This window comes from Roseivirga spongicola (assembly GCF_001592965.1).
GTDB classification, from domain to species: Bacteria; Bacteroidota; Bacteroidia; order Cytophagales; family Cyclobacteriaceae; genus Roseivirga; species Roseivirga spongicola.
The window spans coordinates 68,124-89,268 of the sequence record NZ_LRPC01000028.1; the positions used below are offsets into that span (position 1 = coordinate 68,124).

The following is a 21,145-nucleotide window of genomic DNA, read 5'->3' on the forward strand; positions in this document are numbered from 1 at the left end:
AACTATTCCCCATTTCCCCAATTCCCCATTTCCCCAATGTCCATTGACTAATGACCAATTCACTAATTCCCTGCTTCCCTGAAGCATTTACGTCAATTGCCCTATGGAACGGCACTGAATCGCAATAGATATTTGAACATGCAAATTCACAGAAACATGAAAATTCTTTTGTTCAGTTCGCTACTGCTTTTCAGTCTGAGTATTAAGGCGCAAAACATCGATAGTTTAACCACTTTGGCCAGCAATGGCAATGTTGAGGCTCAGTTAAGTCTTCTGGATTATTACATGGGGCAAAACAATCGCGCCAAGGCATTTGAATATTTACAAGCAGCTGCTGCTAATAATCACGCACCTTCTCAATATACTATGGGAATTGTGAGTCAGCAGCAAGGAGACAGCGCAGCAGCACTTAAGTTTTTGCGAGCCTCTGCTGGGCAAGATTATTTACCGGCCAAACATGATTTGGGAGTTTTCTATATGAATGGCTGGGGTGTTGAGCCTTCTATGGAAGAGGCACTCAAGCTATTTAAAGAGGCTGCCGATAAAGGTTATGCCGATAGCCAGAACAACATGGGGAATATCTACACGAATGGAGCGGGAGTAGAGCAAGATTATGTGGAAGCAAAGAGATACTATGAGCTTGCTTCAGATCAAGGTTTGCCTTTGGCTCAGTTCAATTTGGGCGCTCTGTATATGGAAGGAAAAGGAGTAGAAAAGAACATGTCGAAGGCCGTTGAATTATTTACACTGGCAGGAGGACAAGGACACTTGGAGTCTCAGAAAAACCTTGGTGTGATCTATAAAATCGGAATGGGAGTAGAGGTAGATCTCGCCAAAGCACAATACTGGTTCGGTTTGGCAGGTAAGCAAGGCGATCAGGATGCTATGCGAGCATTTCTAGAACTGAATAAAGGCGGTGGCCAATAACACACAGCAAGCATAATATGTCAGGTTTATTCTCTAGGTTGATTGTAATTGCAGGGTTCTTCGCTCTGCTTTTACTTTTTCTTTATGTTCAGTTTTCCGAAAACAGGAGAATGAAGATATTGAAAGCAATTCCAGCATTCACCACTGTTTTAGCCGTTTGGGGACTCTGCACCAGTTGGTTTTGGTTTTACCTTTTCAACCTGTATCTAAGTTTACCAGCACTGGTATTAGCCATTGTGTTAAATGCCTATTCAACCTATAAGGCACTTAATCCTAAGCTAGTCCGTACTAACTCTATTCTTATTTTGTCTGCTTTTGTCCTTGGCGCTCTGAGCTTTGTGTATTTTGATGTTTAGGTCGGAGGTCAATTGTGCAGTCTCGGTAACCGTCATTGCGAGAAATAAAACCTGTGCCCCCAAGACCCCGATACCTCGGGGCGGGGCTAGGTTTAATGACGAAGCAATCTGTCTGTTAGTAGATCTACTGCCGAGAACTGAGAGATTGCCGCGTTACAAAATTTCACTGCGTTCATTTTGCGCCTCGCAATGACGTCTAAAACCCATTCCAATCACCCTCAATCCCTAAAGGGATACCAAAGAATCCAATTTCATGAACCTAGATTTATTCCTTCACCCTTTAGGGCAGGGGTTAAAGCTAACTTCCCCGTGCACTGAGCACCAACTACCAATTCCACCAATTTCCTAAACTACCCTCAATCCCTAAAGGGATGCCACAAGAATCAATTTTCGATACGAAACACTATCCATCACCCTTTAGGGCTGGGGTAGAAACTGAATTCATTACACCAATGACCAATCAACCAATTCACCTCTTAGGCCTCTCCACTCCGGTCGAGGTGAAAACGTAAGTTGCTAGGTATTGCACAGGCCAAAAGCCTTCCCACTCGGGGGAAGGTTTGGATGGGGGCTTTGAGATTAACTGATAACCATTACCCGTGCACTGAGCACCAACTACCAATCCACTATTTCCCCAATTTCCCTGCTTCCCCGAAGCATTTACGTCATTTGCCCTATTTACTCCCGCCTTTGGTCTGAGCAACTTTGAAGTGACTAAAGACCCTTTTTCATGAAGAACAGGAAACGACTCAAACAATCGACTCAAACAGCTTTTGGTGTGGCCATGCTCATGCTAATGAGTTTCAATCTTTCGGCACAAGCAATTGTAGAGGGAGGACTTTTTCAGCGTTACTATAACATGAACCAGAAAAAGTTAGAGGAGATGAAGGAACTCAAAAGACTAGCCTGGTCAGAATACAGTAAGTTGGTGGATGTCTCCCTAGTAAAAGCAGAAGGCGAATATCTGGCTGCACAGAGGAGCAAAAAGAAGTACGATGAACTCACCTTCACCTTAGACGGTAGAAAGCTGGTAACCTCGGGCAAAGTATATTTTAGCAAGAGCACGGTTGAGCGCAATGGATATTACGTGCCTAAAATAGGTGGTGTATCCATAGTGCCGAACTCAGATATACGCTATCAGGGTAGTGGTAAATTGTTCGCGAGTATAGAAGATATCGAAGGCAGTATCATCAAATCTTCAGGCAATCTATACAACGAAGATGGTAGCGTTTTTTATAGCGAAGAGCTAGACGAAACCGGCCAATACATTTACCGGACGGCTATAAAACCAAATGGCGACTACGACTTTATGTTGTACTCACCCAATGGTTCGCAAAGAGACAAAGCCGATAAATTTGGGGTCTATAGCCCTAATATGGTTTATCCATTTAGTGCCGGTGGTACCCAGTATATTTCGCCAGAGGCCAGAGAAATTTCACTGATCAATTTTGAGAATGGAGATAAGTACATCGGCTTCTCTACTGCCGGAACTTATGACACGCGAGGCTCAGGTACTTTTACTGGCTTTATGCCCACACTTTTTATGGAATATGGCAACGGAGGCGTGTTCTTTCTAGAGCGACCATGGGCAGAACAACCTTATGCATGGGCTTTGGTGGTAGATGGTGAAGTGGAAATGACTATTCCTGCCGACATATCTGAAAAGCCGCAAGTCGATAGTCTGCTGAATAACCTGGATGTGAATATGTCCTACTATCCGTACCCCACCTATATGTTGGATGAGAAGGAGAAAAAGGATGCCATTTGGTGGCCAACCATGTCGGGACAAATGCTCAGTAAAGACACCGCCAATCTCAATGGTTATGGTATCAAGTTTTATACGGCCGATTCTGCTTTTAGAGGAGATCATTCCTATCTGGAAGTCGGCACATTCCAAAATGGAAAATTGCATGGAATGGGGTATAGGGTGAACATTACCCGACTCTATAACAACAAGTTTTCAAGCCGACCGAAAAACGAAACCGAAGACTATGATGCTTTTGCTGCTCGTGTAAAAGGTGCTGCTGGGGTTTTTAACAATGGTGAACTGGTAGATGGTCGCGTACTGGATATTGATAACGCCCGCAAAACCTATAAAAATGGTAATCGCTGGAAGCACATTCCGGTTGAAGGTTTTGCCTCTATTGGCAATGTGCCACTTAGCTTTAAAGGAAGTCTTTATTATGGCGATATGCCTTACACCGATTTGCCGAAGGACAAGGCCAATATCTATGTAGCCGAAATCCAGCGCATAATAAAGGTGCTGGAAATTGACACCACCAGAAAGGCCCTTAAAGTAATGGGCGACTATGACGAACCCGTTTGGCTCGATGAAAACTCCGGACCGCTTTATTGGCTTTACTCCGCCAAAACAGCTACTACAAGCTTTTGCCCAAGAACGATTACCCGAAAGAAGTTTAAGGAGATTAATGTAAAGAAATCTATACCGCGCAATACCACCACCGTGCGAAAGGTAAACGGAGCGATAGTAGATTATTACTACACCACCCGCAAGAGCGACCCGATAGAATATACTGTAAAAGAAACCGTGTTAGACGGCTATGAAACCGTAACCTGTCCGGTTTGCCATGGCGAAGGAATTGTAAGCGTAAAAGCCCTTGCAAGCCAGTATAAACAGCTGGTGTTTCATTGATAAGATAAATAGTAGTCTTTAGTTGAGTCTCAGGTTAGTCACCTGTTTAGTTGAGAAAGCAGCACATACGGTGCTGCTTTTTTTGTTGATGCATTGAATTATTAATGAATCTTCCAAATAACTTTTTTCGTTTAGTTTTTCTTTACTCAATTGGTTCAACGTCTACAGCTACATCGTCACCTTTATCGTTTTTTTGGATATTATAGGTGACCTTATCACCAACAGATAAATCATTAAAGTCAATACCATTAACAGATTGATAATGAAAGAAAAGGTTATTAGGAGGTCTTTTGATAAAGCCATAACCATTTTGGATATTCATTATTTCGCCAATATCTCCTTCACTGTCATTATTGCTGTCTACCTCAGACTTATGTGTTGATGGAATTGCCTTAGCTTTTCTTTCAACCTTCTTTTGTTGTGGCAAGAAAAGATTGTTTACTGCAAATGAGTCTCTTGCAACTCTATTGTCAATTTCTTCATGCATAGCAATTGGATAGGTTACAACTTCCAATAAGTCTTGTGAAGTTCGAGTCACTCTTTCATTCCCGTAATCATCTGTATAATCGAAGTCCCAAGACATTAGCATTACCCTTGTTCCGAGTGTATTAAGTTTTCTTATTAATGGAGTATAGTCTCCGTCAGATGCAACTAACACTAAAACATTAAATCTTTTATAATAAGCTAACTCAAATGCTTCTAAAGCCAACCAAACATCAATTCCTTTTTCATGCTTTTGTCCTGATTGGGATGTCTTTACTGGCAAATAATGGGTTGTGATTCCCTCCTTCATTAAAACATCATCAAAAAGTCTGTCGTAATAGAGAGAGTTTGATTTTTCAGATGCATCTTTTGCATTTAGCCTGCCACGGAAATAATGTGAATCAACTATTTGACAATGTCTATAACCACTTGAATCTCCCTCTACTTCTGCAACTTTATGTCTAATGTAGTCATGAAGTCCTGAGACACTGATTCTTGCTTTGCGCTTGTGAACATATGCGTAATAGTTACTTACATGAAGAAAATAATTCCCATCATAAAAGACTCCAATTCGGGTCAGTTTATTGTTCTTGTCTGTATTCATTATTCATTATTTAATGTCTTTATAATTTAGCCTAACGCGGTGTGCCGCGCACTATTTGAGTTTTGAGAAAAGCACAGGAGTTTAAAAAGTACGTGTGTGTTTTTCTTGCTGGAAGAAAAGAATTTAAAAGAATAATTACAAGGGGTATTATGCTGAGAGGTAGCATTAGTCGTCCGACCAATTGTCCTCAACACTGCCCAGAGTTTCGGTCTCAGCCGTCCTTACCAGTCATTGGTCTGACGACTTGGTTGTTTGGTTGCTTCGGGTGAGAGGGTAGGAGCAAGGTCGCGGGGGATTCTTCGGTCATTCCTCCCTCTGAATGACGCGGTATATTTAGCTTTTTCGGTATCCGTCATTGCGAGAAATAAAGCCTGTGCTAACAAGGTTTTATGACGAAGCAATCTGTCTGCATAGAGGACTACTGCTCAGAATAGGCAGATTGCCGCGTTACAAAATTCCACTGCGTTCATTTTGTGCCTCGCAATGACGAGAAAGATACGGTTTCTTGCTTCTAATCATCCTCAATTCCTTCCCGAGGCATCGGGAGGGATGCCAAAGAATTCAATTTTATGAACCAAGCTTTATTCCTTCACCCTTTAGGGCTGGGGTAGAGGCAGAATTCTTTTCCAAATACTTATTGACCCATCGATTAACGAATCCACTAATAACCCTTTCCTGAGCACCGAGCACCAGTTCCCTAATCAACTAGTTGCCAAATTCCCCAAATTCGCAGTTTCCTAATAACCAAGTCAAGTGCAAGGCCATGGGAGATGCTGAAATAAAGTCAGCATGACGTGCTATAGTGGGCTTTGGCCGTAGCCCCAACTTTGAACTATAAACCTTGAACTCTTAAACCGCTTCTTCGAAGCAATTACGTCAATTGCCTTATTGAATGCCGTAGGGCACTGGGCTAAGTTTGTTTATGATTTTTAATTAACTCAAAGCAAATCCATCATGAAAAGAAAACTATTTCTGGCAGCGCTGCTAGCCATTTTTACTGCACTTACATCCGTAGCCCAAACTGTAGAAGAGGTCAATGCCAAAATACTGGGGCCGGCAAACTTGAATTTTAGGAAATTCTCTAAAAGAGTAGTTATCTCCGACTTCCATGTGAAATATCAGGTAGCAATGGAGCTGGAAGATTCACAAAAAGGCGGAAAAATGTGGAGAGGCGGTTTGAGGGGAGATGCCAAAGCTACTCTTGACCTTGTTTTAGATGGTTTGGATCCTGATCAGCTTCAAAAACTAACCGATGAGTTGTATACCAGCTATGTTGCCGAGTTGAAGGCTCAGGGTTTTGAAGTAGCTCCAATTGAAGAGCTATGGAACCATGAGGCTTATTCAAAAGACAGAGAAGGTAGGTGGGAGCTGGTGCCCGGTAATGGTCCTGGAGATAGTGGAGAATATGGAGTCATTTTCACCAGAGCCACTAACGGTAAATTTGTGGTGCCGAAAAACTATGGTGGCATGTATGTAGGTGCAACGGTAGGTAAAATAAACAACAAGGAAAAAGACTTTATCTATAACAGTGTGTCTCTGGTGGTAACCATTTTTGAAGACAGCCAGGGAGAGCTTTCAAAGGCTTTGAACAGACATGCTAAAGCTGCTCAGGTAAAAGCTGAAACCAATTTCAAGATAAGCGAAGACAGCAAGGTTTGGTTCGGTATGGGTACTGTTTATCCAAAGGGTGGAGTTGAAGTAACTGATGTTATTGAAAAGCAGAAATTCGAGTCGGGGCAGAATGCAGCCAGAGATAAAATGGGTACTGACTTTGGAGTTCTGCGAGTTTGGGAAGTAGAAAATAAGGAGAAGAAAAACTACGCTACTGTTGAGTGCAACCCTGAGAAATATTTAAAAGGCACAGAGCTGGGAGCAAATGCCTTTTTGAAAGAGGCCATTCAGGTCTTAGTTAAAAAGGCTAATTAAGCGCAGATGAATAAGCTTCAACCAAAATATCTAGTTGTTTCTATTGTGCTGCTGTTCCTTGCTTGCGAAAGCAAAGGGCAGCAGGCTTTAGAAGCTTGTGGCGAAATAAAGACACTTACCATAGACGCTGAATATGCGCAGATGGCAGGGCTGCCAGAAATTAACTTCGAATTGGAATATCCTGCTGAAATGGAGTTTACTCCGGCTGTCGAAGGTCAAAAGAATTACAACTATGCCACTTTTGTTTCACATGATGAAGCTGGAAATAGGAAGGAAATGATCTCCATCGGTTACTACACCATGGAAGGCACTGATGAAGCAACTATGGATGCGTTGAATGAAGATCTACTCAGTCAATTTCGTCAAATGTATGTCGCCAATTTTGAGTTGAGCAATGAATTTCTTGGCAAAAAAGAGTTCGATGGTAAGGAATATCCTATGTTTCAAACTATCGGAAAAATTGATCGCCCCGAGGCAGAATTTGTTGGTTCCTATCATGTTCAGGCCATGCTTATTCGCCCCAACCCAGAATCGAAAGTTGGAGTGGTTTTCATCTTCCAATCGAACGAAACTTCAGCAATATCCTCATTCGAAGACATTGGTAATAAGGGCTGTTCTTCAATTATTTGGAATAGTTTGAAATTCAATGACTAGTCAAATTCAATTTGTTGCCTATTTTTAGTGATGCCTTTAGCTAAACACCTTCGTTTATTTCTTGCGCTTACGCTATCTGTTTGGTGTGTTGATGCGGTTGCTCAAAACCAGCAACAAATTGAGATTGAGGTCTATAAAGATTCGCTGAGCATAAAGACGGGCTTAGAAAAGGCTAAGGCTTATGGTGAAATTGGTTACCGCTATAGATACATTAATAGAGATAGTGCTTGGCATTACACCCTAATGGCTAATGAGATGGCTGAGGAATATAAGGACGTAAATCTGCAGAGCAGAACACTCATGAATATTGGTATTCTCCACCTTGAGGAGGGGAGTTTTGACAAATCTGAAGCCTCTCTTAAGTCTGCTCTGGCCTTAGTCGATACTGCCAAATGGCCAAAAATGGAGACTTATATCTCGCACAATCTTGGAGCAGTTTATGAAAAAACCGGTGCTATGGATTCCGCCATTCATTATTCCCTTCGGGCATTATCTGGGTATGAAATTGTTCAAGATACTCAAGGGATGGCTTCCATGCATTTGAACCTCGCCAATCAATATAGAGTAATCAAAGAATATGACCTGTCGGTAGAAGCGAACAAAAAAGCCAGGTCGTTGTATGAAAAAATAGGCAATGAATTCTACCTGGCCGCTATTGAGAATAACTTGGCGCTATTGAATAATGAATTTGAACGGTATGAAGAAGCTTTAGTCTATGCCGAAAAATCATTGAAAATGTTCAATAAAATAGGTCAAAGGCTAGTAACTGGCTATAGTTATACCAATATTGGGGTAGCGCAAAAGGGGCTTGGAAATTTAGATGAAGCTGAAGAAGCATTGAAAAAAGCCTTGGCACTTCAGCAGGAAAGAGGAGATAAATACGAGGAGATATTCCTTAAAATGCACCTAGCCGATGTACTAAACCGAAGAGGGAATTATGCTGAAGCGGCTAGCTTGGGAGTTGAAGCATATCAAGGCGCGGTGAATGACGATATTCTTACTTTTCAACAGAAAACAGCACTCACACTTTCTAAGATTTACGAAAACCAACGCAACTATAAGGACGCTCTAACTTATATGCAAAAGAGCACTGCCGCTCAGGATAGTCTATTTATGACAGAAAAAGCTAAGGAGGTTCTGAAGCTGAAAGAGCAGTATGAAACGGAGCAGAAGGAGAATGAAATTCTGCGTCAGCGAAATGAGCTCATCGAAAGTGAGCTGACCTTGAAAAGAAGAAACAACCTACTCATTGCAGGAGGAGGTTTGGTGGTTTTATTAGTGGTTGTTGGAATTTCGTTGATTAGAGTTCAGCGCTTGAAAGCAGAGAGAATCAAGAATGAGACAGCACTAGAAAAAGCGCTTACCGAAGCCAAAGCACAGGAAAATCTGAAGGAGCAACGCATCAGAATTGCCAGAGATCTGCACGATAATATTGGCTCGCAATTGACATACATCACTTCGATCACGGATACCACTAGAAAAGGAATTAACAAAGGGGAAGTTTTCCTTGCGGAAAAGTTGATGCAGATGAAGCAGTTCACTTTGGTCACTATCTCAGAACTCCGCGATACCATCTGGGCGATGAATAAGGATGAGATCAGTTTAGAGGATATTCAGGAGAGAACGCAGCAGCTCGCAGCCACCATTCACGATGCCACAGATGACAACATCCGGGTTCGCACCGAAAGTGAGCCAAGCGATAAAGTGTTGAATGCTTTTGTAGGAATGAATCTGTTCAGAATCATTCAGGAGTGTATCAATAATGCGGTGAAACACTCAGAAACGAAAGAAGTGCTGGTGTCCTTCAAAGACATTGATAAGAAGATAGAAATTGTAGTTCAAGACTTCGGTAAGGGCTTCGATACTGAAGTTCAAGGTGCTGGAAACGGACTATATATTATGAAGAATCGAGCTGAAAAAGCTGGAATAGACTTTAATCTATCCAGTGCAGTCGGTGAAGGCACCAAGGTTGAGTTGAGGGTTTAAATGTTGAGAGGTGTTGAGGTTTGGACGTGTTGGAGTTTTAGGGCGATAAATCTCGACCAAAGCCAATTGAAGGCGTCATTGCGAGGAAGAAAAGCAGCGTTAGCAAGCTTTTGTGACGTAGCAATCTCCTTTAGCCTAGCACAAGTTTAGGAGATTCTTCGGACTCCAGATAGCTATCGGGATCAGGAGGATATTAATGCAGTCTGTTGCTGCATCGGGTTTAGTTGTCCCCCGCTGGCGGGGGTAGGGGGTGGATTTTTGAATAATTAATGATATTTCACCATGCCTGGAGAGAGGTGTGGAAAAGTTCAGAATTTACCCCTAACCCCGATGTTTCGGGGCCCTAAAGGGGACTTAAGAGAAGTAGACTCAATATTTAAAAGAGTAAGAAAATGAAAACAAGGTTGGCGATAGTAGATGACAATACATTTTTAGCGAGGGCTATCAATGAGAAATTGTCTGGTTTTGATGATTTGGATATCAAATACACCGTCCACAATGGCAGTGAGTTTCTGGCCAAGCTAGAGAAGAATCATAACCTTGATATTGTATTGATGGATATTGAAATGCCTGTGTTAGATGGTATCGAAACTGTAAATATTGTCAAGCAAAAATATCCGCACATAAAGGTGCTAATGCTAACGGTTTTCGATAATGACGAAAACATCTTCAACGCTATTCGTGCTGGCGCTGACGGCTATTTACTGAAGGAAATAGAAGGGGATAAGCTACACAAAGCTATTTTGGAAACCGTAGAAGGTGGAGCAGCAATGAGTCCATCTATCGCGGTGAAAACCCTCAAATTACTCCGTTTCCCTGAAAAACAAGAGTCATTCAAAATCGAAGAAGATATTACGGAACTCAGTACCCGTGAGCAGGAAGTGCTGGAGCAATTGGCTGAAGGCCTAAGCTATACCGTCATTGCAAATAACCTGTTTCTATCGCCAAGCACAGTGCGCAAACACATTGAGAACATCTACAAGAAACTGCAAGTACATAATAAGCTAGAGGCCGTTCAAAAAGCCCGTAGGCAGAGTTTGATTTAACTGTCGGAATTGGGTCAGGACGTCATTGCGGAATTTTCCTTTGATATATGGGTCAGCTCAAAGGAAAATGTCCGCAATCTCTTTTAATGTCTAATGGGATACAGAAACTTATCACCATCAGAGTCTTTCATGAGGACTCTGATGATTGTTCTAGGACTTCCTCAGAGTCCCTTTCAGGAGACTCTGAGGGTGATGGGATTCACTACAAAGTTTGCGGTCACCATCATTGCGAGGAGAAAAAGCCACACATGTAGGCTTTTATGACGCGGCAATCTGTGGGTTCAAATCAAGATGGGCCATAACAGTGAGATTGCTTCGGCACAATCTTCTGCTAAAGCGAAGTTTGTTTCTCGCAATGATGGCTTAACAGACAGTTCGTGGTATTTGATAAACTCCAATTCCGTAAATGACCATTGCCTAATCAACCAATTCCCCACTTAGGCCTCTCCGCTATGATCGAGGTAAAAAGAGAGAGGCAAAATGATTACGGAGATAGTACCACTATCAGAGTCTCTAGCAGAGGACTTTGATGATTGATCAAACCTTTCTCAGAGTCCCTTTTAGGAGGCTCTGAGGATGTGGGATTCACCTCAGAGTTTGCGGTCACCGTCATTGCGAGAAATGAAACCTGTAAACTTCAGCCTTTAAACTTAGAGATGAAGCATGGATAGGTTTCATGCCGAAGCAATCTTTCTATTAGAAGGCCTATTGCCCAGAATGGACAGATTGCCACGTCTCAAAATTCCACTTCGTTCATTTTGCTCCTCGCAATGACGCTTAGATAGGCTGTTCTTCCTGTCTGATAAACTTCAATCCTCTAAATGACAAATTACTAATCAACCAATTTACCAATTCCCCAATCACCTAATTCCCCAATTTTTCATCCAGTCCCTTAATCTCCTTCTTATACTTCGAAGGTAGAATCAAATTCTTGAAGAAGTCATCTAAGCGTATGGCTCTAGTCAATTTGTAGCCTGAGATCAGGGTGGGGTAGATAGACATCTTTTTGAAGCCCATCAGTTCATGTACTCTTTTCGGAACAACAATGCCTTGAACGCCTAAAAGCATATGGTAGCGAACAGCTCCTAATTGTCTACGATATTGGATAAAGAGGTCTTTGGTGTAACCGCTGTATTTTAAGTTAGCCATGAGGTGTTCTTCTCTGACTATTTCCCAATCAGCAAAGCTTTGAGGCGAATTAGGTATTTGCAAACCCTTTCCAAGCTTGTTGAAGACCGTCAGGATTTCATGCTTTTCTGCTGAAGTAAGAGGCCGCTCCAAGGTTTCATAGGCTCGAATGGAATAGTCGATCAGCATAAAGAGCACATCGCGGTAAGCCCATTCAGGAATTTTATAGCCTCTCTTATCTTCGAGATTACCATGAATAGAGTTGATGGCGTGAATAGCCTGAAAAGCTTCCTTCTCCTTCGAAAAGACTATTCTCTTCGCGTAAGTAACCGTGGAAAACAATCGTCCTATTGGATCAGCTGGAAGCTTGCCAGTAAAGAATAGCCAGTCTACTGCTTTACTTAGGGCGAACTCAGCAGCAGCTCCAGCAAAAATCAGAAGAATTGTATCACTTTTACCCCATATTTCTCGCACAATGGAGTCTTCGTGGGCAAAGTACACCGAGGTTTTCTTTTCCATATTTACCGGAGCTGTTCCTATCTTATCCAATTTACTATATCCAAATCGTGCCTTGAAGTAAGTAGACGCTTAATTCCAATAGGTTCCGTTAAAGCCAAGCACCATTCCTAGCCAAAGACTTACAACAAAGCCAATTAGACCGATTATAATGGCCAATGGCTTTTTCCATCCATTAAAGAAGAATAACTGCTCCACATAGAAATAGAAAATACCGCCCATGGCTGTTGCAATCGGAGTAAGAACCAAAGGCTTAATAAACCAGAGTTTCGACCATGCAGGATCTGCATTGTCTGCTGAGAAAATGAAAAGAGAGGTGAGCACCAAACCAATGGCTGCACCAATGAGCGCACGTTTCTTTAAAGTGTCTAAAGAAGGAGGTGCTACGGAAGTATTTTTGTTTGTCATCTTGAGTTAATTAAAAGTACTTTGAATTGCAAAGTAAGTAATAAAATCAGATTCAATGCAAGGGGAGAGGTACAATAAGTTTTGAAAAAAAATGAGGCTTTGAGGGTGTTTGGGAAAGAACTCCAAACAGGTCTTATTTTTTATTAAAGTCTTGCCATCCCATGTTGTAATACTTAGGATTCACAGAAAATGCGCTGCACCCCAATCTAGATCGCCTGAAAATGGTATTCGGTACTCACCCCAATTACATGTTTTGGATTCTGTTTTACCATATTCTGTCCAAGTTCCAACGTACTGGTTATTCTTGAAGCGATCGGAGTAGTGTTTGCCGAGGTCAGAGTAATGCAGACTTCCATCTTTATCTACATACCACCAAAGGGTAATTATTCCCTGAAATGTTCCGACATGTTTTTGTTTTGGATTTTCTGCGAATAGGTATTTACCAATAGCAATTCCCTGAGCCTTGTATCCTGCGTCCGCATACATGCTATCCACACCATAATCCATATGCATGAATTCTCGGAATTGCTCAATAATGATGGTACCCTCAAAATCACAAGTATTGTTGGATACAGTAGTGTTTCCCTCGATGAAATAAGGGTTTGCTATTTTATCACTTTTACTAACGGATTTGATGTCGACTTTAATCCTCCGATAGTCAGAACCGATGTATCCCAAAATGTCTGACTTTGGTGCTAAGGCCTGTTCTAAACTGAAATGTGAGTATTCCGATAGTTTATTCTCTGGCTTCAGTTCTTCGGACATCGGAAATTCTGGGTTTTCGAGCAAATTCACCCATTCTTTAGTTTGCTGGGCCAGAAGATTTGAGGAGATAAATAAAAAGATGAAGAGATAGGTTTTCATTGTATCTACTGATTGTACCTAATTTTAATTGCTTACCTTTTTGCTATTGGTCATAGGTTCGGTATTAGCCCCAAATACCATTGGACTGCGTGAGGATTACAGGCTCGCCCTCCGTAATCAAAATAGTGTGCTCGTGCTGCGTTACATAACCACCTCGGTTGCCCACCAACGTCCAACCATCATTTAGTTGAACCGCTACGGTTGATTGGGTCGAAATAAAGGTTTCAACAGCCACAGTGGTGTTTTTTCTGAATCGTTCTCTATTGGTTTTTACTCTATAATTCAGAATATCTTCTGGTGCTTCGTGCAGGCTTCTGCCTACACCATGTCCTGCTAGGTTCTTAATTACCTTAAAGCCCGATTTTTTGGCTTCTGTTTCTATCAGATAACCAATGTCAGAGATTTTCACCCCTCCTTTGATACTGTGGATCGCCTTGTGAAGAATATCTCTAGAAGCATCTACCAACGGCTGATGATTGTGAATGTCTTTGCCTAAAACAAAAGAGCCTCCATTATTTGCCCAAAAGCCATTGAGTTCTGCAGAAACATCAATATTCACCAGGTCGCCTTCTTTCAAGATTTTTTGATCAGACGGAATACCGTGAGCAGCCTCTTCATTTACACTAATACATGAGTAGCCAGGGAACCCATAAGTCTCATAAGGAGCAGATTTGGCACCATGGCTCTTAAGAATTTAGCCTCCAAAATTGTCCAGCTCTTTCGTAGACATGCCCACTTTTGCATGTTCTCTCATTAGCCTTAGCGTTGTGGCAACCACTTCGCTTACCCTTTTCATTCCTTCTAATTCAGACTCTTTTGAGATGGACATATCAGTATTTTTGATTGATGAGTTTTTAGCTATTTCTATTCAAAGATAGAAGATTAGCTTGCTAGAGGAGATGATGTGCGTATTTCTTCAAATTTAAATCTTTTGAATCCTTTCCTTCCTGTTGGGGGAATCTTACATTTGCCCAAAATGGGGTGCTTGCTTACGCAGGCTGAGATGATACCCAGGAGTTTGGCTCCGCACCTGATCCAGATAATGCTGGCGTAGGGAAAATAAAGCTTTTGCTGTGCTGCAAGGGCTGGTTCATCTCCTCATTTCATTGAAACATAAAAACAATGATCGAGGAATTTTTAACACAACTTACCTGGCTTCAAGGGCTGGGAACTCTCTTTGGCATAGTACAAGTAGTGCTGGCCCGTCAAAATAATGTGCATACCTATCTGTTTGGCATTGCCTCCATTTTAATCAGTATGTGGGTACTCTATCAGAGTGCACTTTATGCTGATATTCTACTGAACATGTACTATTTGGTCATGAGTGTTTATGGCTGGGTTTATTGGAAATTTGGCAAGCAAAAAACGGAAACGCCTATTTCTTCAGTCAATAAAAATGAGTTTTTAAAAGCCAATGGTATTGTGCTAGCTTGTTTTTTGCTGATGTCTTACTGGCTTACATTTCACACAGATTCCGATGTTCCCATTTGGGATGCCGTGGTAGTGGCTTTTGCATGGGCTGGAATGTGGCTGATGGCCAAGCGTAAAATCGAAAACTGGATTTACCTCAATATCAGCAACATCATTTCCATTCCACTAATGGTTTATAAAGAGCTTTATATATATGCTGGAATGACTGTGTTCCTATTTATAATGGGTACATCGGGATATCTGAAATGGCGAAAATTAATGAAGAATGAAAGAGAGCTTACTTATGCAACCGCCTAGAGAATATTTGAATGACGCAGCAGTTTTTAGAAAAGAGGTGTTGCAATGGATAGAGGAAGAAAACCTATGGAACATCTGGGTGCCAAAAGCTTTTGGCGGACTGGAGTGTTCCCTTTCTGATGGTTTGAAAACTCTGCAAGCTTTGGCTAGGCTAGATGGTAGTTTAGGCTGGACGGTCACTCTTTGTAGTGGTGCTAATTTCTTCATTGGTAACCTTCAGCCCGAAGTTGCCCGAGAAGTTTTTGCTCACTCAGCCATTTTAGGTGGAAGTGGAGGTATGTTTGGAACTGCCGAAAAGGAGGGAGATGATTATCGACTTAATGGTACTTGGCGCTATGCAACAGGAGCACCGTATCTCACTCATTTTACTTTGAATGCGAAAATTATAGAGAATGGGATAGAGTTGAAGAATGAGGATGGAACACCAAAATTCCTGTCATTCGTTATTCCAGCAGCTGAAGTGACCATCATTGAAGATTGGCAAACCATGGGGCTGAAAGCTTCGGCTACTCATTCTTTTAAGGTGAATGATGTAGTTCTTCACGAACGATTCAGCTTCATTTATAATCAGTTTTATCATCCTCAGTCAGTCTTTAAAATTCATTTTTCAGTATTTGCCGATTTAACACTTTGGGTGAATTACATTGGTATGGCCGACCATTTTATGGAAGAATCAGCTAAAATAGTGAGCACCGATCGCATTGATTCATTGGCTTCAGTCATTAGATCGGCCAATCAAGAGGTAGCGGAAATAGTGCAGACTGTAGATGAATTGATAGATTCTCAAAAATCTTTTACCGATTCCTTGATCAAAGAAGTACATGGAGTTGCTAGTGCTTCAGTGAAAAAACTCAGCGAGGCAATCATAAGTCTTTATCCGGTGGTAGGAATTAAGGGAAGTAAGGAAGACCACATATTGAACCAGATTTTCCGTGACTATTTTACTGCAACGCAGCATCATATATTTACCAAAGGAGAAAAGGTTTTGTGATTGATAAAGAACTAAATGGGAAATGAGCCTAGAACCCTTGTTAATCTTTTAATATTAGGCCTTAGCGAGACACTAAGGCCAGTTTTAAGATAGCTAATTTTAAATTCTTCCTAAGATTAGATCAGTTGTCTCAACAATTCCCATCAACATCACAGCTATCGCCTTGTTCTCGCGAAGTATTGATGAAAGAGCTACTTTCAGCCTGAACCTTTTCTAAAGTAGCTTTAATATGCTCTACTGGTTGAGCACCAGATACCGCATATTTTCTATCGAATACAAAGAAGGGAACACCTTGTACTCTGATTTGCCTTGCTTCGTCAATATCTTGTTTTACATAGTTTGCGAATTGCTCTTCATTTAAGGCGAGCTCAACTTCGGCTTCAGTAATTCCAACAGAAGTGGCCAATTCTACTAAAGTGTTGTAATCGCTGGTGTTTCTTCCCTTAATAAAATAGGCTTCTAGAAGTGCTTCTTTGAGCTCATCACCTAGTTTTTTTCTTTTGGCTAATTGAAGCACTCGATGTGCTTTAAATGAGTTGGCAACTTTGGCAATATCGAAGTTGTAGTCAAGACCTGCATTGGCAGCCATTTCTTCAACTCGTTCGTGCATTTGCTTAGACTGCTCAAGGCTTATTCCTTTGGCTTTGGCCAAGTATTCGTAAACATTTTCTTCACTGCTCTCTGGCATATCAGGGTTCAGCTGAAAGCTTTTCCAAACAATCTCTACCTGATCCTTTTGGGGGAAATCTTCCAACGCAGCTTCCAAATGTCTTTTACCGATATAGCAAAATGGACACATCACATCACTCCAAATCTCTATTTTCATTTTTCTCTTTTCTAAGTCAGTTGGTAGAACCAAAAGGAGAGGAGATTGATTCCAATTTTGTAGTAATTTGGAAAAACTGCTATGGTGGTGTTAATGTATTATTCGTAGCTCAAGTTCTTGTGAGTTTATTGTGTCGTGTTTGATATGCTTGTAGGTAATTTCGCTTGAAACGATCTGCTAAAAAGGAATTTTCTATCAGTTTTTCAACTTTATCTACACCATCTAATAAGTTCTTAATTGTTTTCTCAACTTGTTTTTCGGAGATCTCAGCCAATTCTGCCAGTTTTATGAATTGCTCAATTACCTTTCCTTGAGTTTCTTGTGGAGGAAGTAAGCCTTGATTTAAAGCAAAATCTCTATCGGAGATGTGCATTCTGCTGTTGACCAAATCATAAGCAGGGCTCAGCTTAAAATCACCAAGCGTAGTTTCAATCAATGAGAAATTCTTGAAATGTGCGTCTCCATTTGAGAATAAATAATTGAAAAGGATTCTCTTGAACAACTTGGTAGCTTCTACCGTGTAGGCTGGCACATATTGCTGCATCAATTTGAAGAGTTCAAGATAGTTTCCTTCATACTTGTAATTCTCGCCATGCGTTTGCGGAGTTAAACCGGCTAAAGAGGCAAAATCTTCTTGAGCCCATTTCTCACTATTTGACCGAACATCAAACCTTTTTGTAATGTAAGCGGGTGAGCCATCTTTGAAGAATATGAGTGCATTCTCTGCTGTCTCAATTCCAAAAACTTGTCTAGCAATCTGCATGGTCAGGTGCTCGTTTGCTGGCATTTGTTCAGGGTGCTTTCCTGCTCTAGGAATCGGTTTAAGAATATACTCTCCCTGTTCTCCTTCTTTAATTAATCTCACCTTGTTTGAATCGAGCTTTACAGAAAATTTTTCCTGAACTCCAGAGATAGACAAGTTTTTACGATTCTCTTCAAACAGTTCATCTGTGGTTTCATCAGTGTAAGGAGCAAGGTAAGGCATGATATGGCTCACCTTCTTTCCGTCAAACACTCGCTTTAAAGCTGTTCGGCTGTAGCTACTATTCCCTTCAGCCAATGTGCCCGGGCAGTTTTGTATAATAGGCATTGTCATCATTCGCTTGATTTTATCACACTAACTGCACCAATGGAATCCGTTTTGGATGTGGCAAGCAAAAGCCCAAAATCATCGTCCTTATCGATTTTACGGTGGAAGCAGACCGCCTGCTTATTTGAACCTTCTGGCAACATGTGGTAGAAAAATGGAAACAGAAAGGGTGAGTGGTAGGATTGAGTTGTTTTGGGAAGTGTTAAACTCACCGCAGGTTTCATCGGATCTTTAAACCATCTGTCTTCATACTTAAATTCAAAACTGCCGTCATCGAATTGTATGAGCATTCCCGCTAATTCACCTTTGAATAAAACCTGCCCTTTTCTCATGACTCAGTTTGATTGTTTTTTACATCTAAACGAACTTCCATTCCGAGTGCATCAGAAAGCTTAGTGAGTGTTTCGAGTGTAGGATTTCCCTTGCCACTTTCAAATTGCTTGAGTGCACGTAGCGAAACCCCTGAAATGTCTGCAAGCATATCTTGGGTGACTTGTAGCTCGTTTCTACGTGCTTTCAGTTGTTTTATGATACTCTCAAAGTGCATTTTAACGCTCTTTTTGTTTCAAAGTTAGCATAAGTATTGATGATTAACGATAGATAGTGTATTAAAATACACTTATTGATGTTTTGAGAGTGTCAGAGCTCTTGAGAAAAGAAGGTGGTGTATTTTAATGCACTATTAAGCTGTTTAATCCTGTACAGGATTAAAGATTCATAATGCGCTAACTAGCCTAAATCAGCAAATAATAATCTCTTAATGAGATTAAACAGCGTATAAATTGAAATATCGCAGACATGGTTACTTCCCCAATATAGAAATTATAAAATATTGAAATACAATCAGTTATAATTTACTAGCAACCAAATAGCAACGAGGGACTAATTATTTTCCTACACCATATTCCAAATAAAGGAAAATGAAAGAAATTATTTCAACTTCAAAAACTCCCAAGTATACCTGAAATTGGGTTCATAGTCTTTGGGGTTGATACCTATTTCTTCCAGTATACCCAGTAATTTAGATTTGTTGACTTTTTCTAATAACAGAAGTTTCGAGGATAATTTGATAAGCCACTTACGGTTGTCACGGAGAGTCTCATAAGCTAATGAATAGGCTTCAGTAATTTCTTTTTGAATAATACTGTCAATGTTTTCTTGACGGATTTTAGAGTCTTGCTGGTTTAGGTTGCTGAATGCTCCTAGGTCGTTACCAAACCCATACTGCTTAATACCCTTTGCGGCTAATTGAGTCGCCTGATTCAAGTCGTCATAAGCTCCAATAGTAATCCGTTCTTTACCAAAGGTCAATTCTTCTGCTGCTCTTCCTCCAAGCATAGCAGCTAGTTCTAATCTGAAATCGTATTTAGAAAGTAATTGCTCATTTGATTTATGATAAACGAAACCTAGAACCTCCGAGCTTTTAGATTTTACCACTACTTGTTCTGGTACCCTTCCAGTCAGTAACAGTTTGACCAATAAATGACCGGTTTCGTGAATTGAAATTATTATGTCTTTATCAGACCTTTTGTTATCGTGGTTGCTTCGAGTCTTTCTCAGTAGAAAGCTATAGACTTTCTCCCGTTCCTTTTTATAACTGATGCCTTCTTCTTTAATGAAGGTGGCAATTACTTGATCATTGTTTATCCAAAAGCTTACAAGGTTAATGTCTAATTTTTCTTTCCTAAAAGTGTTCAGAATTTTAGGGAGATGAATTCTGACCTGTGAATCAATGCTGGTTAGGACTGGTCTGTAGCCCAATGATGGAATTATGGCTTCATCGTATAGTGGACTCAAAAAGGACTTCTCATACTCTATTCTGAATCCAAAATTATTTTGTGCATCAACGGATATAGCTTCGAGTTCCTGTTGAATGAAAGATTTGTATTGCTCTTCATTAATTGAAGGATATATGATGTGGTTATTGCCCAATCTGGCCACCTGCTCATGTCTGAACAAGCTTTTGAGTTTAGACTTGACATCGTTAATATTGATTTCGAGTGATTCTCTATAAAACTCATCAGCCGACAAATCCATAGAGTAATTACTGCTCATTGGATAAAGGCTATTCAAGTTGCCAATGATGAATATTATCGATTTGCTGCAGTCGATCTGGGTAGGAGACATATACTCATCGATTACTTTCTTGATGAAATCAACGGTTTCTGCTTCATTCATCGACATAAAGATATCCTCAATTTGTGCTAGATTATTGAAGCCTGGAATACCAGATTCTAATAGAGTAAAATAGAAGGAGGGAGGTACTAATCGATTTTCGAATTCACTTTCTTTAGCTTGGTTTCCATTGAGTTTTGAACGTTTTCTTTGAATCTCTTGAAAGAAAGGTCTTTTAGTTGTTACTATTCCATCTTTCGCTTTTACACCCTTAGCACTAAAATACTCAATCTCTTTGATGAGATTAGCCATGTCTCTCAACTTGAAAGTGCTTGCAACATCTACAGTGAATTTCCCACTATCTAGAAGTTTCCAAATAATTCTATTTTCGTGTTCAATGAGTTCTGTACCACTTTGATCTATAGTTCTCGCTAATTGGAACTCATCGAGTATTAACGCAGTGGGTCTGCTGGACCGATGTTGTAAATCCTTTAATTGGTCTACAATATTGAGCTTACCACCTTTTAGGTCCCCTAGATCAAAATGATAGGAATGATCAGTAAGTTGGAGTAGCTCTAAAAACCGCTTAATGACCGAAGTTTTGCCAACTCCAGTCATGCCCCAAAGATTAACGATTAGTGGCCTTTCTTGAATCTCAGAAAGAATATACCAGCTTGAGATATATTCTGATAACTGATCTATGATATGATCAAGCCCTATGAATTCATCTTTCAATTGATTCGATACCTTTTCAATCAGGTTCGATTTAAATTTTAAGGTTTGGGTGAAGTCTTTGTCCATCTTTTGTATCTTTTTTCAAAAATAGAGTGGGGAGTATGACAGG

18 protein-coding genes and 1 pseudogene are annotated in these 21,145 nt (G+C 40.7%); 9 read left to right on the forward strand and 10 right to left on the reverse strand.

The genetic code is table 11. The features are described from left to right. Positions 1-156 precede the first annotated feature (156 nt). From AWW68_RS12410 to AWW68_RS12425, 3 genes are all read left to right on the forward strand, one after another. On the forward strand, positions 157-927 hold the full coding sequence (locus tag AWW68_RS12410; protein ID WP_221405997.1) for a tetratricopeptide repeat protein: 771 nt from the start codon (positions 157-159) through the stop codon (positions 925-927). Between the two features lie 17 nt (positions 928-944). Next, entirely contained in the window at positions 945-1,283 is a 339-nt protein-coding gene (locus AWW68_RS12415) for a hypothetical protein (RefSeq protein WP_157717636.1), read from the forward strand. A 730-nt stretch (positions 1,284-2,013) separates the two neighbouring features. Then, complete coding sequence (locus AWW68_RS12425; protein WP_068221507.1) at positions 2,014-3,936, forward strand: hypothetical protein; 1,923 nt, start codon at positions 2,014-2,016, stop codon at positions 3,934-3,936. Between the two features lie 142 nt (positions 3,937-4,078). Here the strand turns inward: AWW68_RS12425 and AWW68_RS12430 are convergent, their stop codons facing one another. Further along, a complete protein-coding gene (locus AWW68_RS12430; protein WP_068221509.1) occupies positions 4,079-5,023 on the reverse strand; it encodes an NYN domain-containing protein in 945 nt (314 codons plus the stop codon). 954 nt (positions 5,024-5,977) lie between these two features. On the opposite strand from AWW68_RS12430, the gene AWW68_RS12435 reads away from it, so the two are divergent. From AWW68_RS12435 to AWW68_RS12450, 4 genes are all read left to right on the forward strand, one after another. Further along, positions 5,978-6,949 (forward strand): hypothetical protein, encoded by a 972-nt coding sequence (locus AWW68_RS12435; RefSeq protein ID WP_068221511.1) that lies wholly within the window; start codon positions 5,978-5,980, stop codon positions 6,947-6,949. 6 nt (positions 6,950-6,955) lie between these two features. Beyond that, positions 6,956-7,603, forward strand: a complete 648-nt coding sequence (locus AWW68_RS12440; protein WP_068221513.1) for a hypothetical protein — start codon at positions 6,956-6,958, stop codon at positions 7,601-7,603. A 30-nt stretch (positions 7,604-7,633) separates the two neighbouring features. Beyond that, positions 7,634-9,589 (forward strand): tetratricopeptide repeat-containing sensor histidine kinase, encoded by a 1,956-nt coding sequence (locus tag AWW68_RS12445; RefSeq protein WP_068221515.1) that lies wholly within the window; start codon positions 7,634-7,636, stop codon positions 9,587-9,589. Positions 9,590-9,981: 392 nt separating this feature from the next. After that, positions 9,982-10,635 carry a response regulator gene (locus AWW68_RS12450; protein ID WP_068221517.1) on the forward strand — a complete coding sequence of 218 codons (654 nt, stop codon included), beginning with the start codon at positions 9,982-9,984 and terminating at the stop codon, positions 10,633-10,635. An 864-nt stretch (positions 10,636-11,499) separates the two neighbouring features. Here the strand turns inward: AWW68_RS12450 and AWW68_RS12455 are convergent. From AWW68_RS12455 to map, 4 genes and pseudogenes are all read right to left on the reverse strand, one after another. After that, positions 11,500-12,282, reverse strand: coding sequence for an oxygenase MpaB family protein (locus AWW68_RS12455; RefSeq protein ID WP_068224076.1), 783 nt, complete (start codon positions 12,280-12,282; stop codon positions 11,500-11,502). 69 nt (positions 12,283-12,351) lie between these two features. Then, the gene (locus AWW68_RS12460) at positions 12,352-12,687 is read right to left on the reverse strand and encodes a hypothetical protein (RefSeq protein WP_068221519.1); all 336 of its coding nucleotides are present in this window, start codon (positions 12,685-12,687) and stop codon (positions 12,352-12,354) included. Positions 12,688-12,867: 180 nt separating this feature from the next. Next, positions 12,868-13,551, reverse strand: coding sequence for a hypothetical protein (locus tag AWW68_RS12465; protein WP_068221521.1), 684 nt, complete (start codon positions 13,549-13,551; stop codon positions 12,868-12,870). 64 nt (positions 13,552-13,615) lie between these two features. Beyond that, positions 13,616-14,380 (reverse strand): annotated as a pseudogene (gene map, locus AWW68_RS12470) (type I methionyl aminopeptidase). A 293-nt stretch (positions 14,381-14,673) separates the two neighbouring features. Here map and pnuC point away from each other — a divergent pair. After that, entirely contained in the window at positions 14,674-15,279 is a 606-nt protein-coding gene (pnuC, locus tag AWW68_RS12475) for a nicotinamide riboside transporter PnuC (protein ID WP_068221523.1), read from the forward strand. Then, complete coding sequence (locus AWW68_RS12480; protein WP_221405998.1) at positions 15,248-16,270, forward strand: acyl-CoA dehydrogenase family protein; 1,023 nt, start codon at positions 15,248-15,250, stop codon at positions 16,268-16,270. Before pnuC ends, AWW68_RS12480 begins: the two co-directional genes overlap by 32 nt. A gap of 130 nt (positions 16,271-16,400) precedes the next feature. Here AWW68_RS12480 and AWW68_RS12485 read toward each other — a convergent pair whose 3' ends face one another. The 5 genes from AWW68_RS12485 to AWW68_RS12505 form a co-directional block, all read right to left on the reverse strand. Beyond that, positions 16,401-17,096 carry a DsbA family oxidoreductase gene (locus tag AWW68_RS12485; RefSeq protein WP_068221525.1) on the reverse strand — a complete coding sequence of 232 codons (696 nt, stop codon included), beginning with the start codon at positions 17,094-17,096 and terminating at the stop codon, positions 16,401-16,403. Between the two features lie 109 nt (positions 17,097-17,205). Beyond that, positions 17,206-18,186: a type II toxin-antitoxin system HipA family toxin gene (locus AWW68_RS12490; protein WP_245660235.1), complete on the reverse strand. Its 981-nt coding sequence runs from the start codon at positions 18,184-18,186 to the stop codon at positions 17,206-17,208. A gap of 5 nt (positions 18,187-18,191) precedes the next feature. Then, positions 18,192-18,518, reverse strand: a complete 327-nt coding sequence (locus AWW68_RS12495; RefSeq protein ID WP_068221529.1) for a HipA N-terminal domain-containing protein — start codon at positions 18,516-18,518, stop codon at positions 18,192-18,194. Further along, the gene (locus AWW68_RS12500) at positions 18,515-18,733 is read right to left on the reverse strand and encodes a helix-turn-helix domain-containing protein (protein WP_068221531.1); all 219 of its coding nucleotides are present in this window, start codon (positions 18,731-18,733) and stop codon (positions 18,515-18,517) included. The genes AWW68_RS12495 and AWW68_RS12500 overlap by 4 nt, the downstream gene beginning before the upstream one ends. 383 nt (positions 18,734-19,116) lie before the next feature. Then, entirely contained in the window at positions 19,117-21,102 is a 1,986-nt protein-coding gene (locus AWW68_RS12505) for a hypothetical protein (protein ID WP_068221533.1), read from the reverse strand. Positions 21,103-21,145 lie beyond the last annotated feature (43 nt).

What these genes read in the sequence shown, in the direction of transcription:
- AWW68_RS12410 (WP_221405997.1), top strand. Translation starts at nt 157, where the DNA reads ATGAAAATTCTTTTGTTCAGTTCGCTACTGCTTTTCAGTCTGAGTATT.
- AWW68_RS12415 (WP_157717636.1), top strand. Translation starts at nt 945, where the DNA reads ATGTCAGGTTTATTCTCTAGGTTGATTGTAATTGCAGGGTTCTTCGCT.
- AWW68_RS12425 (WP_068221507.1), top strand. Translation starts at nt 2,014, where the DNA reads ATGAAGAACAGGAAACGACTCAAACAATCGACTCAAACAGCTTTTGGT.
- AWW68_RS12430 (WP_068221509.1), bottom strand. Translation starts at nt 5,023, where the DNA reads ATGAATACAGACAAGAACAATAAACTGACCCGAATTGGAGTCTTTTAT.
- AWW68_RS12435 (WP_068221511.1), top strand. Translation starts at nt 5,978, where the DNA reads ATGAAAAGAAAACTATTTCTGGCAGCGCTGCTAGCCATTTTTACTGCA.
- AWW68_RS12440 (WP_068221513.1), top strand. Translation starts at nt 6,956, where the DNA reads ATGAATAAGCTTCAACCAAAATATCTAGTTGTTTCTATTGTGCTGCTG.
- AWW68_RS12445 (WP_068221515.1), top strand. Translation starts at nt 7,634, where the DNA reads ATGCCTTTAGCTAAACACCTTCGTTTATTTCTTGCGCTTACGCTATCT.
- AWW68_RS12450 (WP_068221517.1), top strand. Translation starts at nt 9,982, where the DNA reads ATGAAAACAAGGTTGGCGATAGTAGATGACAATACATTTTTAGCGAGG.
- AWW68_RS12455 (WP_068224076.1), bottom strand. Translation starts at nt 12,282, where the DNA reads ATGGAAAAGAAAACCTCGGTGTACTTTGCCCACGAAGACTCCATTGTG.
- AWW68_RS12460 (WP_068221519.1), bottom strand. Translation starts at nt 12,687, where the DNA reads ATGACAAACAAAAATACTTCCGTAGCACCTCCTTCTTTAGACACTTTA.
- AWW68_RS12465 (WP_068221521.1), bottom strand. Translation starts at nt 13,551, where the DNA reads ATGAAAACCTATCTCTTCATCTTTTTATTTATCTCCTCAAATCTTCTG.
- pnuC (WP_068221523.1), top strand. Translation starts at nt 14,674, where the DNA reads ATGATCGAGGAATTTTTAACACAACTTACCTGGCTTCAAGGGCTGGGA.
- AWW68_RS12480 (WP_221405998.1), top strand. Translation starts at nt 15,248, where the DNA reads ATGAAAGAGAGCTTACTTATGCAACCGCCTAGAGAATATTTGAATGAC.
- AWW68_RS12485 (WP_068221525.1), bottom strand. Translation starts at nt 17,096, where the DNA reads ATGAAAATAGAGATTTGGAGTGATGTGATGTGTCCATTTTGCTATATC.
- AWW68_RS12490 (WP_245660235.1), bottom strand. Translation starts at nt 18,186, where the DNA reads ATGCCTATTATACAAAACTGCCCGGGCACATTGGCTGAAGGGAATAGT.
- AWW68_RS12495 (WP_068221529.1), bottom strand. Translation starts at nt 18,518, where the DNA reads ATGAGAAAAGGGCAGGTTTTATTCAAAGGTGAATTAGCGGGAATGCTC.
- AWW68_RS12500 (WP_068221531.1), bottom strand. Translation starts at nt 18,733, where the DNA reads ATGCACTTTGAGAGTATCATAAAACAACTGAAAGCACGTAGAAACGAG.
- AWW68_RS12505 (WP_068221533.1), bottom strand. Translation starts at nt 21,102, where the DNA reads ATGGACAAAGACTTCACCCAAACCTTAAAATTTAAATCGAACCTGATT.